This is a genomic window from Streptomyces rhizosphaerihabitans (assembly GCF_025399795.1).
Taxonomy (GTDB): domain Bacteria; phylum Actinomycetota; class Actinomycetes; order Streptomycetales; family Streptomycetaceae; genus Streptomyces; species Streptomyces rhizosphaerihabitans.
The window spans coordinates 37,774-50,569 of sequence record NZ_JAODTZ010000028.1 but is presented as its reverse complement, the minus strand read 5'-3'; the positions used below and the strand labels follow the sequence as shown (position 1 = coordinate 50,569).

Sequence of the window (12,796 nt, the reverse complement as noted above, 5' to 3'; positions counted from 1 at the left end):
CAGAGACACGGGGCGGGTCCGGGTGTCCGGGCGTGGCCCGACCGGGCGTAGAGGGGCGGCGGCATGCGGCGCGGTGGGCGCGGTGGACCTTCGGTGCTGGGAATCGTACTGGCGGGCGGTGAGGGCAAGCGGCTGATGCCGCTCACGACGGACCGGGCGAAACCGGCGGTGACCTTCGGCGGCACGTACCGCCTCGTGGACTTCGTACTCTCCAATCTCGTCAACGCCGACATCCTGCGCATCTGCGTGCTCACGCAGTACAAGTCGCACTCGCTGGACCGGCACATCACCACCACCTGGCGGATGTCGAGCCTGCTCGGCAACTATGTGACGCCGGTGCCGGCCCAGCAGCGGCTCGGGCCCCGCTGGTATCTGGGCAGCGCGGACGCGATCCTCCAGTCGCTCAACCTGATCCACGACGAACAGCCCGAGTACGTCGCGGTGTTCGGCGCCGACCATGTCTACCGGATGGACCCCCGGCAGATGCTCGCCCAGCACATCGAGAGCGGCGCGGGGGTGACGGTGGCCGGGATACGGGTGCCGCGCACCGAGTCGTCGTCCTTCGGCGTCATCAGCCCCGGTTCCGACGGGCAGAGCGTGCGGGGCTTCCTGGAGAAGCCCGCCGACCCGCCGGGCCTCGCGGACGACCCCGAGTGCGTCTTCGCCTCGATGGGCAACTACATCTTCACCACCAAGGCGCTGATCGAGGCGCTCCAACGGGACGCCGAGGACGAGAACTCCGTGCACGACATGGGCGGTTCGATCCTGCCCGCGCTCACCGAGCGCGGCGAGGCGCAGCTGTACGACTTCAGCGACAACCACGTGCCCGGCGAGACCACCCGCGACCAGGGCTACTGGCGCGACGTGGGAACCCTCGACGCCTACTACGACGCCCACATGGACCTGATCGCCGAGCGTCCCGCCTTCAACCTGTTCAACCGCAGCTGGCCCGTCTACACGAGCTCCGGTCAGCTGTCGCCCGCGCGCTTCAACGCCGGGGGCATTGCGAGCGAGTCCATCATCAGCGCGGGATGCCTGATCCGGGGACAGGTGACCCGGTCGGTGCTGTCGCCGGGTGTGGTCGTCGATCCGGGAGCGGTGGTGCAGGGCTCGATCCTGCACGACAACGTCAAGATAGGCCGGGGTGCCGTGGTGCGCGGCGCGGTGCTCGACAAGAACGTCGAGGTGCCGCCGGGCGCGACGATCGGTGTCAATCCGGAGCGCGACACCGACCTCTACACGGTCTCCAAGGGGGGCGTGATCGCCCTGGGCAAGGGCCAGCGCGTGCCGTAGCCGGCAGTGGACGCCCCGGGCCCCGGCCGCCGTCCGCGGGCGACGGCCCGAGGGCTCTGGCCACCATGCCTGAACGACGGCTCCGTACACCGGGCTCACCGAGCCCGGCACCCCGGGCCGTTTGTCATGTCCCTGGACAGGGGACGGAATCCCGTGTTGTCATGCCAACTGCCGTTGATGACAACGTTGTACAGCGCTGACAACGATGTCATCGGCTGGGGCGGTCTCGTACGCGCCGTGCCCGGACGCGACGCGTACGGCGGGATCTCCTCCGGTTGCCCGGAAAGCCGGTCTCCCGCCCCGACCATGCATGAGGACAACGATGTCGATCACCCACCGGAGGTCTTCCGCATGAGATGGACCCGGCGCCTGCGCCTGTGCACGGCCGTGCTGGTGACAGCCTCCGCGCTGTTCGCCCTGCCCGCCGCACACGCTGCCGAGCCGCGCGACGGCCAACTCACCGATCTGGTCAACCCGTTCATCGGAACGGAGAACGAGGGCAACACCTACCCCGGCGCCGCCGTGCCCTTCGGCATGGTGCAGTTCTCGCCGGACACCGGCCACAACACCGGCTACGACCACTCCCAGAACCACATCCGCGGTTTCTCCCTCGTGCACCTCTCGGGCGTCGGCTGCGGCCTCGGCGGCGACCTGCCCGTGCTGCCCACGACGGGGGACATCACCCGGACGGACGACGCGCAGTACGCGGCGGAGTTCGGCCACGACACCGAGGAGGCGCACCCCGGCTTCTACAAGGTGGGCCTGAAGACCGGGATCGAGGCCGAACTGACGGCCACCGCGCGCACCGGCGTGCAGCGCTACACCTTCCCGGCCACCGACAAGGCCAACGTGCTGCTGAACGCGGGCCAGTCGCTGCACAGGACCGTCTCGACGAAGGTCGAGATCCTGGACAACAGGACCGTCCGCACGGCGATCACCGGCAGCGGCTTCTGCCAGGGCACGAAGCCGTACACGGTGTACACGATCACCCGCTTCGACCGCCCGTTCACCACCTCGGGCACCTGGAACGGCGACACCGTCACCGAGGGCTCCCAGGAGACCGCCGGCACCACCGGGCGCACCGGCGCCTTCGTCCGCTTCGACACCACCAAGGACCGTACGGTCGAGGCGACCACCGCGCTCTCGTACGTGGATGCCCGCGGCGCGGCCGTCAACCTCCGCTCCGAGGGCGGCCGTTCCTTCGACGCGGTCCTCGCGGCCGTGCACCGTGCGTGGGAGGACCGGCTCGACGACGTACGGGCGAAGGGTGGCACCGACGCCCTGCGCCGCACCTTCTACTCGTCCCTCTACCGTTCCTTCCTCGCGCCCAACATCGGCAGTGACGCCGACGGCCGCTACACCGGCTGGGACCAGCGGATCCACCGCACCAAGGGCTTCACGTACTACCAGAACTGGTCGCTGTGGGACACCTACCGCACCCAGTCGCAGCTGCTGGCCCTGCTCGCTCCGCGCGAGGCGCGGGACATGGCGATCTCCGTGATCAAGATCGACGAGGAGAGCGGCTGGCTGCCCAAGTGGGGCTACGGCACGGCCGAGACGAACATCATGACCGGTGACCCGGTGACCCCGTTCCTCACCAACGCCTACCAGCAGGGTCTGCTGAAGGGAGCCGGCGGATACGCCGAGCGGGCCTATCGCGCGCTGAAGAAGAACGCCGACGGTGTGCCGCCCGCCGACTCACCGGCGGTGGGCCGCGAGGCCAACAGAGAGTACATCGCGAACGGCTTCGCGCCGTACGTCAAGGGCCGCCCGCACGCGAAGCCCGGCGACTCGGACTACGACCACGGTGCCTCCGTGACCCTGGAGTACGCCCTGTCGGACGCCATGCTCGGCGAGATGGCACGGGAACTGGGCCATGACGAAGACGCCGCGCGCTACCTGGCGCGGTCCCAGAACTACCGCGCGATCCACGACCCTTCGACCGGCTTCTTCCGTGCCCGGGACTCTTCCGGTGCCTTCACCGGACCCGCCGACCCGGCCCGGAGCGAGGGCTTCCACGAGGGCACGTCCTGGCAGTACCAGTGGCTCGTGCCGCAGGACCTGCCGGGCATGGTCGACCTGATCGGCGGCAAGCAGGCGGCCAACGACCGGCTCGACTCGTTCTTCGCCTACGGGCAGTTGCTGAAGGATCCCGCGAAGACCGCCCGCGAGGTGTGGGTCAACGGTCCGTACGCCTACTACAACGCGGACAAGTACAACCCGCAGAACGAGCCCGACCTGATCGCCCCGTACACCTACCTCTCGACCGGACAGCCGTGGAAGACGACCGACGTCGTGCACGCGGCGCTGACCCTGTTCACGGACGCGCCGACCGGGATGACCGGCAACGACGACCTCGGCACGATGTCCGCCTGGAACGTCCTGTCGTCCATCGGGATCTTCCCGGTGCAGCCCGGCTACGACACCTGGGGTCTGTCCACGCCCGTCTTCGAGCGGGTCGACCTCACGCTCGACCGGCGCTACTACCCGCACGGCGCGCTGACGGTGACGGCGTCCGGCACCTCGGACACCGACCGGTACATTCAGTCGGCCCGCCTCGACGGATCGCCGTACGGCCGTACGTACCTGACGACCGGCACCCTGAGGAGCATCCGCTCGCTCCGCTTCACGGTCGGCCCGGAGCCGTCCGAGTGGGGAACGGCGGCCTCGGCGGCACCTCCGGTCCTGAAGTGACGACCGAAGTGTCCTGAGGTGAGCGAGTCCCGTCCCTCCTCCGAGGGGCGGGACTTAATCCGCTGTTAACTGTGCGTAACTTGATCGTACTTGACCGTAATCACCACTCCGGGTTTGACTGCAAGTCCACCCGTCGTCGACGCGAGAGCAAGCCTTTGATCTCCGACCTCCTCGCACCACTCGACCTGGCGTTCTGGAACATCGAGTCCGACCGGCACCCGATGCATCTCGGCGCCCTCGGTGTCTTCGCCGCGCACTCGCCCACCGCCGGCGCCCACGCCGCGGACCTGCTCGCGGCCCGCGCCGCCGCCGTCCCCGGGCTGCGCATGCGGATCCGCGACGTGTGGCAGCCTCTCGCACCCCTCGCCTTCGGCAGCGCGGCCCGCGAGCCCGCCCCCGACTTCGAGCCGCTGGACCACGTCCTGCTGCACAAGCCGACCGCCGACTTCCACGCCGAGGCCGGCCGGCTGATGGAACGCCCGCTGGAGCGCGGCCGGCCGCCGTGGGAGGCGCATGTGCTGCCCGGCGAGGACGGGGTGTCCTTCGCCGTGCTCTTCAAGTTCCACCACGCGCTCGCCGACGGCCTCAGGGCGCTGATGCTGGCCGCAGCCATCATGGACCCGATGGACCTGCCGGAGGCCCGCCCGCGCCCCGTGGAGCCGCCCCGGGGGCTCTTCCCGGACGTCCGCAAACTGCCCGGTCTGGTCCGCGACGCTCTCTCCGACATGGGCCGCGCCCTCGACATCGGCACCTCGGTGGCCCGCGCCACACTCGGTGTCCAGTCCTCGCCCGCCCTCACCTCCGAACCCACCGGCACCCGGCGCACCGCGGGCGTGGTCATCGACCTCGACGAGGTGCACGTCGTCCGCAAGAGCGTCGGCGGCACCGTCAACGACGTCCTGATCGCCGTCGTCGCGGGCGCCCTGCGCCGCTGGCTCGACGAACGCGGTGACGGCAGCGAGGGCGTCTCCCCACGCGCCCTGATCCCCGTCTCCCGGCGCCGGCCGCGGACCGCGCACCCCCAGGGCAACCGGCTCTCCGGCTACCTGATACGGCTTCCCGTCGACGACCCGGACCCGCTCGGCCGGCTGCGTGCCGTGCGGACGGCGATGGACCGGAACAAGGACGCCGGACCCAACCGGGGCGCGGGCGCCGTCGCGCTGCTCGCCGATCACGTTCCGCCGCTCGGGCACCGGCTCGGCGGTCCGGTCGTGGGGCAGGCCGCCCGGCTGCTGTTCGACATCCTCGTCACCAGCGTGCCGCTGCCCAGCCTCGGTCTGAAGCTCGGCGGCTGCCCGCTCACCGAGGTCTACCCGTTCGCCCCGCTGGCCCGCGGCCAGGCCCTCGCGGTGGCCGTCTCGACCTACCGGGGAAGCGTGCATTACGGGCTCGTGGCCGACGCGGAGGCCGTGCCGGACCTCGATCTGCTGGCCCGTTCCCTGACCGAGGAGGTGCGCGCACTGATCACCGCATGCACGCCATGATCACGACGGGTTTGGTGCCGCGCCGATTGGTCCGTAAAATTCCGCCTTCGAAAGCGAGCGCGGTTCGAACGCGGCGCACAACCCGAGGAACGGCAGCAGCGATGACGGTGACAGAGGACGGCCGGGCGACCCCCGCCGTGGACACGACAGATGTGGCGGCCGTCGCGTTCGGTCCCGGTATCGACCCCGAGCGGCTGGCCGTCTGCCTCGGCGTGCTCGACGAACTCGAGAAGATCGACGTCGACCACCCCGACGCCATCGCCGTGCGCCGCGCCACAGCCGGCGTCTACCGGACCGTGAAGCAGCGCCGCCGCCAGGAGCGCCGCGCCGCCAAGACGGCCCACGACAAGCAGGTCACCGAGTCCACCGCGACCGGCTCCGCCCAGCGCATCGACGACGAGACCGAGGGCATCCTGCCGTCGTCGGTGACGGAGGAGGGCATGATCGCGGGGATACTCCAGCGCCCGCGCTCCTGCTACACCTGCAAGGCGCGGTACGTCGAGGTCGACTACTTCTACCACCAGCTCTGCCAGGACTGCGCCGCCCTGAACCGCGCCCGCCGCGACGCCCGCGCCGACCTCACCGGCAAGCGGGCGCTGCTCACCGGCGGCCGCGCCAAGATCGGCATGTACATCGCGCTGCGCCTGCTGCGTGACGGTGCGCACACCACCATCACCACCCGCTTCCCGAAGGACGCCATCCGCCGCTTCAAGGCCATGGACGACTCGGCGGACTGGATGCACCGCCTGGAGGTCGTCGGCATCGACCTGCGCGACCCGGCCCAGGCCGTGGCGTTGGCCGACCAGGTCGCCGAGCAGGGCCCGCTCGACATCCTGATCAACAACGCCACCCAGACCGTGCGCCGGCTGCCCTCCGCCTACGCCGCGCTCGTCGAGGGCGAGAGCGCCCCGCTGCCGGCCGGAGAACTGCCCTCGAGCCACGTCATCGGCGCCTTCAACTCCGGCGCGGTCGACGGACTGACGGCGCTGCCCGTCGGCGTGTCCGGGCTGGACGCGCAGAAGGTGGCCGACCTCGCCCTGGTCGCCGGCAACGCCAGTGTGGTCCGCCACCGCGACGGCACCGCCATCGACGCGGGCGGCCTGGTCCCCGACGTGGTCGACAGCAACACCTGGGTGCAGACCATCGAGCAGATCTCCCCCGTGGAGCTGCTGGAGACCCAGCTCTGCAACTACACGGCGCCGTTCATCCTGATCAGCGCGCTGCGGGCGCGGATGGCCGAGGCCGCCCGCAAGGCGCCGACGGGGCGCGCGTACATCGTCAACGTCTCGGCGATGGAGGGTGTGTTCGGCCGCGGCTACAAGGGCGCGGGCCACCCGAACACGAACGCGGCGAAGGCGGCCATGAACATGGTGACCCGCACCAGCGCCCAGGAGATGTTCCAGACCGACGGCATCCTCATGACCTCGGTCGACACCGGCTGGATCACCGACGAGCGCCCGCACTACGACAAGCTGCGCCTGGCCGACGAAGGTTTCCACGCCCCGCTGGACCTCGTCGACGGCGCGGCCCGCGTGTACGACCCGATCGTCCGCGGTGAGCAGGGCGACGACCTGTACGGCGTCTTCATGAAGGACTACGCGCCCGGCAAGTGGTAGCCGAGCGAGGGCGGTCCGCGGTGACGGTGGCGGTGCCGATGGGTGCCGCCACCGCACCTCCGCCGTGCCGGGCCGAGGGCGAGCCCGGCCGGCATCGGGACTTGCGCGGACATCGGGCAGGCCAAGACCCCGGGGCCGTCACCCGTCGGGTGTCCGGGCCCGGAGCCGCTCGTGGACGGCGTGGGCCGGGGAGCCCGGGTACGCCGCCCTCACCCGCGTTCCCCCGTCGACCAGCAGGTCGGCCCCGGTGATCCACTCGGCGGCGTCGGACGCCAGCCAGGTGACGGCACGGGCGATGTCCTCGGGCCGTCCGATACGGCCGAGCGGGAGTGAGGCGCCCAGTTCGTCCTCGGAGTCCTCCCACACGAAACGGGCCATCTCGGTGCGGACGAGACCGGGGGAGACCGAGTTGACCCGCACCTTCGGGGCCAGCTCGCCGGCCAGTTGCCGGGTCAGGTGGAGCAGGGCGGCCTTGCTGGTGCCGTACGCGCCGACCCGCGGCCCGACGTGTCCGGCGCCCTCCGTGCAGACGTTCACCACGGTCCCGCCGTGCTCGCCCATCCAGGCCCGCCAGGCGCACTGCACCAGCCGCAAGGGCGCCTCGACGTTGACGGTGAACGCGTCGCGCCAGCGCTCCGGGTCGGCGTCCATGAGGGGGCCGTAGGGTTGGTTCGTCGCCGCGTTGTTGACCACGATGTCGACGCGCCCGAACGTGCGGAGCGTCAGCCCGGTCACCTCCGTCAGATGAGACCCGTCGGCTACGGAACCCGCGAGCCCGATACCGCCGACCCGCTCGGCGGCGCGCCGCACCGCGTCCGGATCCCGTGCGGTCACGCACACCCGCGCGCCCGCTCCGGCGAGCGCCTCGGCGACGGCGAGACCGATCCCCCGCGAGGCCCCGGTGACGATGGCGGCCCTGCCCTCGAGTCCGTACGGCGGCATCATCCGCGTACCGTCTCATGACGGACCGTCAGCCGACAGACCGCGGCGACGACTGCCGTCGCACGCCGGACGACCGCTGCCGCCCACCGGACGTGACGGCTGAGGGCCGTGCGGAGCGTCTCCCTGCGGAGGTCCGTGCGAACGAGGTGGCGATGTCGGTGGCGCCGCCGGCCTGTGACCTGTGCTGGAGGAGGCGGTGTTGCCGTGCGGCGGCCGGTCCGGAGCGAGGCGGTGGCATCGGCGGTGACGCGGGCAGGGAGCGGTTCCGGCGCGGGCGGCGCCGAGGCCTGTCCGACCGTTCCGCCGGGCCCGCGGTGCCTGGGCACCACACCTCGCCGTGTTGTCGGACACGCCCGAGCGCTTCCAGTGCGAGGGCGACCCTCCGCCGTGCGGCGCACGGCACCGGACGCCGCCGTCCGATCCGGCGCGAAGGGACGGACAGGTGCTAGTCGACTGCCCCGAGCCGCGCGGAACGTTCCGCCACCAGCTCCAGCACTGTGCGCCAGTCCTCCATGTCCCCGGCGTACAGGCCGACGACCTTGCCGGCGTCGTCCGCCTGCCGCAGGGTCACCGCGTCCTCGGCCAGCGGGTCGTGTTCGAACGCGGTCGCCTCGCGCGGGGTCATCGCGCCGCCCTGCGCGGCCGGAGTGGACGTGCTCCGCGGGGGCAGCCCGCGGGGCGAGGCGGTCGCCAGGTAGCGCTTCGCCGCCACATGCAGGCGTACGAGACGGGAGACCCGCTCGCCGAGCAGCGGCCGTATCGCGTCGGCCGCGTGGTCGGCGTGCCCGGCGTCGTCACCCGGCCTGAGCAGATGGCCGATGTCGTGCACCAGGCCCGCCACCTGGAGTTCCTTGTCGCTGGGACGGCCCCGGCGCAGCAGCGCGGCGGTCTGCAGAGCGTGGTCGTGCAGATCGACGGGGTCGCCGACGGGTCTTCCCCCGCTCGGGTGAAGCCGAGAGCGGGGGAGGTCCGGGGTGTCCCAGGCCCCCCGGCAGGCGTGCAGCAGATCCATCAGCTCCTCGACGCTGCGCAGCTCCATGCGTCAGTCCTCCCGGGAGAAAGGCCGTTGCCGTGCGACAGCAGATCATGGCCTCCTTGCGAACCGGCCAACGGGACCTGAACTGCGTGGCGTCTTCGGTGCGGGAGGCGCGCGACGACCGTAGGCCGACGGTGACTTCAGAGACCCGCGGCCGGGACTTCGGCGATACCCGCGGCCGGTCCCGACACCCTCGCCGAGGGGCGGTATTGAGCCGAATGGGTGGTCACGAAGAGGGCATCATGTTTCAAATCGCCGCAGATCGGGGCCTGATGAGTTCTGGATGACGTGTGACAGTAACCTCAAGTTTTCAGCCCCATAGAGCGGGGGGCTGCTCATTTGGTTACCCTGTAGCCGACGGGCAGCCTTACTGGGTTCCACCCACACCCACGGTCCGTCCCGGGACAAGCCGGTCACCACGGCCTGCTCTCATACGAGTTACCGGCGCCACCGCGTCCCTAACTGCTTCGACTCAGACCCGAGCGGGCGTCAGGCGATCCGAGAGCACCGGGCGCTAACGTCCCGAGGGTGACCCGACACATAAGGAGTGCGCGGTGACACCAGAGAAGACGAATCTCGATCAGGACCCCAAGGAACACACGGAGCGCCTGGGCGGTGGGTCCGACACCAAGCTCGGAAGCCTGGACGTGTGGGCCAGGTCCGCCCCCATCCGCCTCGCGGGCTACGAGGACGACCTCGCCGAGCCCCACATCCTGCCCAGCGTCGACTGACCGACGCCGGGATCCAGCGCGATCGACGACGGCACCGGGGTGCCGATTCGCGCTCATGCCGAGCCAGGGAAGCCGCGGCCGACGAACGGCCGCGGCTTCGGCATGTGACGGCAGGGTCCGGCCGAGCGGGGAAAGCTCTCAGCCGAGGGGTGCGGTACGCCGCCACGGGTGCAGTACTTCCAGCTGTCCGGCCACCTCTAGCAGAGCCGCCTCGGAGCCGGGCAGGCCGACGAGCTGGACGGCGCACGGGGCGCCGTTCGGCAGTTTTCCGAACGGAACCGACATCGCGGGCCAGCCGGTGAGGTTCCACGGCGGGGTCATCGGCGAGTAGTTGGTGTTGGCCAGGACATTGCGCAGCCAGCCCCGCTTGTGCCAGTCGACGGAGGCGGGACTGCGCCGGGCGAGCGCCGGGGTGAGCAGCACGTCGTGATCGGCGAAGAACGTCGCCAAGCGCCCGCGCAACTGCTCGCGGCGCGCCCCCTTGCGTACGCCGGTCACGAAGCGGCGTCCGACCGCGGCGTGCACCCGGGTGCGCCGGGCCAGCCGGCGCGGGTCGAGTTCCTCGGCGTCCGCCGCGGTGCCCGCCGTCCAGTGCGCGAGTGAGGTCGTGCTCAGCCAGAGCGGGTACGGCGGGTTCGCGGACCGCACCTGGTGGCCCGCCTCGGCCAGGAGAGCGGCGGCCTCGCGGGCGGCGTTCGTATACGGCCGCGTGACGTGAACACCTGCCAGGGGGCTGCGTACCGAGACGGCGATCCTGCGGGTGACGGGCTCCGTGGGCGGTGCCGGCTCGATGTCCGCGAGGAGGGAGAACATCAGCCGGGCATCCTCGACCGTCGTGGCCAGCGGGCCGTTCTCCGACATGCCGAACCAGTCGCCGTGACCGATCCCGGCGGGGATCACGCCGTGGCCCGGCTTCAGTGTGACCAGACCGCAGTTGGCGGCGGGGATGCGCAGTGAACCCATGCCGTCGTTGCCCAGCGCGATGGGCACCATCCCGGCGGCGACCGCCGCCGCGCTGCCGCCCGAGGAGCCGCCCGCCGTGCGGGACAGGTCCCAGGGGTTGCGGGCGTTGCCGTACACACCCTCCGTGGTGCCGAAGACACAGAGCTCGGGCACGTTCGTCAGGCCCACCACGATGGCGCCCGCCGCACGCAGCCGGGCCACGGTGACGTGATCCTCTTCGGCGGGCGTGTCCGGGGTCGCGGCGGAACCGTTACGGGTCGACTCGCCGCGTACCGCGAGGTTGTCCTTGACCGCCACCGGCACGCCCGCGAGGGGGAGTTGGCCGAGATCCCTGGTGGCCAGCTCGTCGGCCTCCACGAGGGCGGCCTCGGCGCGGACCGTACGGAAGGCGCCGACGCGCTCGTCGAGGCGTTCGATCCGAGCGAGGTGTTCGGCCACCACCTCGCGGGGTGTGACCCTCTTTTCGCGTACGGCTGCGGCGATCTCGGTGGCGGTCCGGCCGGCCCAGGTGGTCACGGGCGCTCCTCACTCGTGTCGTACTGGTGAGTAGTTACGGGGAGCACTCTGCCCGCAGGTGGGGCGCCGCGTCGAGAGCCGTCGGCCTGGGACATTCGGTCCGGTCCTTCCCGAATTCCACGCGGGCGCCGGCCGATGTCCCCGCACCGGCCTCAGCGGCACGCGATGTCATTCGATCATATGCTCGACCGGTGACGCCGAACATCCCATTTGCGGCTTTTGATGGCCCGGTGTTCGGCGGCCTCGCTCTCGTCGGGCACCCGATGGACGTGCTCGTAGGGCACCAGGCAACCGCCCTCGTCATGCCCCGCAGGGCCCGGTGCTCTCCCGCTCGATCAGCCGCGGCACCGGTACCCGCACCGTGTGCGCCGGGCCGCCGTCCAGGAGCGCGGTCAGTTCCTGGGCCGCGGTGCGGCCGAACTGGACGGTGTCCCGGGAGAGCGCGGACAGCCAGGGCCTGACCATGCGGCACAGGGGGGAGTCCTCCCAGGCGACGACGGACACGTCACCCGGGACGGTGAACCCCATTTCGGTCGCGGCGGCCACGCCGGCGAGGGCCATCACGTCGTTGTCGTAGACGAGGGCGCTCGGCGGGCGGGCGCCCTCCAGCACCCGGCGGGTGACCGCGGCGCCCTCGGCGTCCGAGTAGTCCGTGGTCACCGAGCGGACCTCGGCCAGGCCCCGCCGCTCCGCCTCCGCCCGCAGTGTCCGGATGCGGCGCTCGGTGTGGGCGAGGCCCGGCAGTCCGGCGATGTGCACGATCCGCCGGTGGCCGAGGGCGTACAGCTCGTCGACGACCGCGGCCATCGCGCCGGCGTCGTCCGCCCAGACCGTGGACAGTCCCGGATGCCGGGCGTCCGGCGCCCCGCCGATGACCACGGCGGGCAGGCCCAGTCGGTCGAGGAGTCCCGGACGCGGATCGTCCACGCGCGGGTCGACGACCAGCACGCCGTCCACCCGGTGCTCGGCCCACCAGCGCCGGTAGACCGCGCACTCGGCGTCGACGTCCTCGGTCACCTGGAAGAGCAGGCCGAGATGGCGCTCCGCCAGTACCTCCTGGATTCCCGAGATCAGCTGCAGGAAGAACGAGTCCACACCCAGGGTGTCGGCGGGGCGCGCCACCACCAGGCCGACGGTGGCCGCGCCTTCGCCGGACAGCTGGCGAGCCGCCGTGCTGGGCCGCCAGCCGAGCTGTTCGGCGACCCGGCGCACCCGGTCGCGGGTCACCTCGGAGACCCCGGGCCGGTCGTTGAGCGCGAAGGACACCGCGCTCTCGGAGACCCCGGCGCGCCGCGCGATGTCCTTCATCGTCGGACGGCGTGCGGGGGACCGCTTGGCCGGCATGTCGGCTCCCCATTTCTCCAGGAGGCGCACTAATGCGCTTGAGTGATCGAAGCCTAAAGCGCATTAGTGATCCTGGGCAAGTAACTGTTGATATTGCTCTGACCTGTACTAATGCTATGGGGATTTCTTTAGTGGGCCCGAATGCATTGACTTCCCCGAAGACCGCCGGGCAAGGTC

The 12,796-nt window shown here is 71.2% G+C and carries 9 protein-coding genes; 5 read left to right on the top strand and 4 right to left on the bottom strand.

Features of this window, described 5'->3' with window-relative positions; translation table 11 throughout:
* Window positions 1-63: 63 nt before the first annotated feature.
* The 4 genes from glgC (at window position 64) to N4G66_RS26000 (ending at window position 7,087) form a co-directional block, all read left to right on the top strand.
* Window positions 64-1,293: a glucose-1-phosphate adenylyltransferase gene (gene glgC / locus N4G66_RS26015; RefSeq protein WP_261706619.1), complete on the top strand. Its 1,230-nt coding sequence runs from the start codon at window positions 64-66 to the stop codon at window positions 1,291-1,293.
* 351 nt (window positions 1,294-1,644) lie between these two features.
* The gene (locus N4G66_RS26010; protein WP_261706663.1) at window positions 1,645-3,987 is read left to right on the top strand and encodes a GH92 family glycosyl hydrolase; all 2,343 of its coding nucleotides are present in this window, start codon (window positions 1,645-1,647) and stop codon (window positions 3,985-3,987) included.
* Window positions 3,988-4,142: 155 nt separating this feature from the next.
* Window positions 4,143-5,471 carry a wax ester/triacylglycerol synthase family O-acyltransferase gene (locus tag N4G66_RS26005; RefSeq protein ID WP_261706618.1) on the top strand — a complete coding sequence of 443 codons (1,329 nt, stop codon included), beginning with the start codon at window positions 4,143-4,145 and terminating at the stop codon, window positions 5,469-5,471.
* Window positions 5,472-5,572: 101 nt separating this feature from the next.
* Entirely contained in the window at window positions 5,573-7,087 is a 1,515-nt protein-coding gene (locus tag N4G66_RS26000; protein ID WP_261706617.1) for an SDR family NAD(P)-dependent oxidoreductase, read from the top strand.
* A 138-nt stretch (window positions 7,088-7,225) separates the two neighbouring features.
* Here N4G66_RS26000 and N4G66_RS25995 read toward each other — a convergent pair whose 3' ends face one another.
* Window positions 7,226-8,032 (bottom strand): SDR family oxidoreductase, encoded by an 807-nt coding sequence (locus N4G66_RS25995; RefSeq protein ID WP_261706616.1) that lies wholly within the window; start codon window positions 8,030-8,032, stop codon window positions 7,226-7,228.
* A gap of 442 nt (window positions 8,033-8,474) precedes the next feature.
* A complete protein-coding gene (locus tag N4G66_RS25990) occupies window positions 8,475-9,068 on the bottom strand; it encodes an HD domain-containing protein (RefSeq protein WP_261706615.1) in 594 nt (197 codons plus the stop codon).
* A 551-nt stretch (window positions 9,069-9,619) separates the two neighbouring features.
* On the opposite strand from N4G66_RS25990, the gene N4G66_RS25985 reads away from it, so the two are divergent.
* On the top strand, window positions 9,620-9,796 hold the full coding sequence (locus tag N4G66_RS25985) for a hypothetical protein (RefSeq protein WP_261706614.1): 177 nt from the start codon (window positions 9,620-9,622) through the stop codon (window positions 9,794-9,796).
* Window positions 9,797-9,934: 138 nt separating this feature from the next.
* On the opposite strand, the gene N4G66_RS25980 is transcribed toward N4G66_RS25985, so the two are convergent.
* Together N4G66_RS25980 and N4G66_RS25975 are read right to left on the bottom strand one after the other, a co-directional pair.
* Window positions 9,935-11,275, bottom strand: coding sequence for an amidase (locus tag N4G66_RS25980; RefSeq protein WP_261706613.1), 1,341 nt, complete (start codon window positions 11,273-11,275; stop codon window positions 9,935-9,937).
* Between the two features lie 300 nt (window positions 11,276-11,575).
* Complete coding sequence (locus tag N4G66_RS25975; protein WP_261706612.1) at window positions 11,576-12,619, bottom strand: LacI family DNA-binding transcriptional regulator; 1,044 nt, start codon at window positions 12,617-12,619, stop codon at window positions 11,576-11,578.
* Between the last annotated feature and the right edge of the window lie 177 nt (window positions 12,620-12,796).

What these genes read in the sequence shown, in the direction of transcription:
- N4G66_RS25975 (WP_261706612.1), bottom strand. Translation starts at nt 12,619, where the DNA reads ATGCCGGCCAAGCGGTCCCCCGCACGCCGTCCGACGATGAAGGACATC.
- glgC (WP_261706619.1), top strand. Translation starts at nt 64, where the DNA reads ATGCGGCGCGGTGGGCGCGGTGGACCTTCGGTGCTGGGAATCGTACTG.
- N4G66_RS25990 (WP_261706615.1), bottom strand. Translation starts at nt 9,068, where the DNA reads ATGGAGCTGCGCAGCGTCGAGGAGCTGATGGATCTGCTGCACGCCTGC.
- N4G66_RS26010 (WP_261706663.1), top strand. Translation starts at nt 1,645, where the DNA reads ATGAGATGGACCCGGCGCCTGCGCCTGTGCACGGCCGTGCTGGTGACA.
- N4G66_RS25995 (WP_261706616.1), bottom strand. Translation starts at nt 8,032, where the DNA reads ATGATGCCGCCGTACGGACTCGAGGGCAGGGCCGCCATCGTCACCGGG.
- N4G66_RS26000 (WP_261706617.1), top strand. Translation starts at nt 5,573, where the DNA reads ATGACGGTGACAGAGGACGGCCGGGCGACCCCCGCCGTGGACACGACA.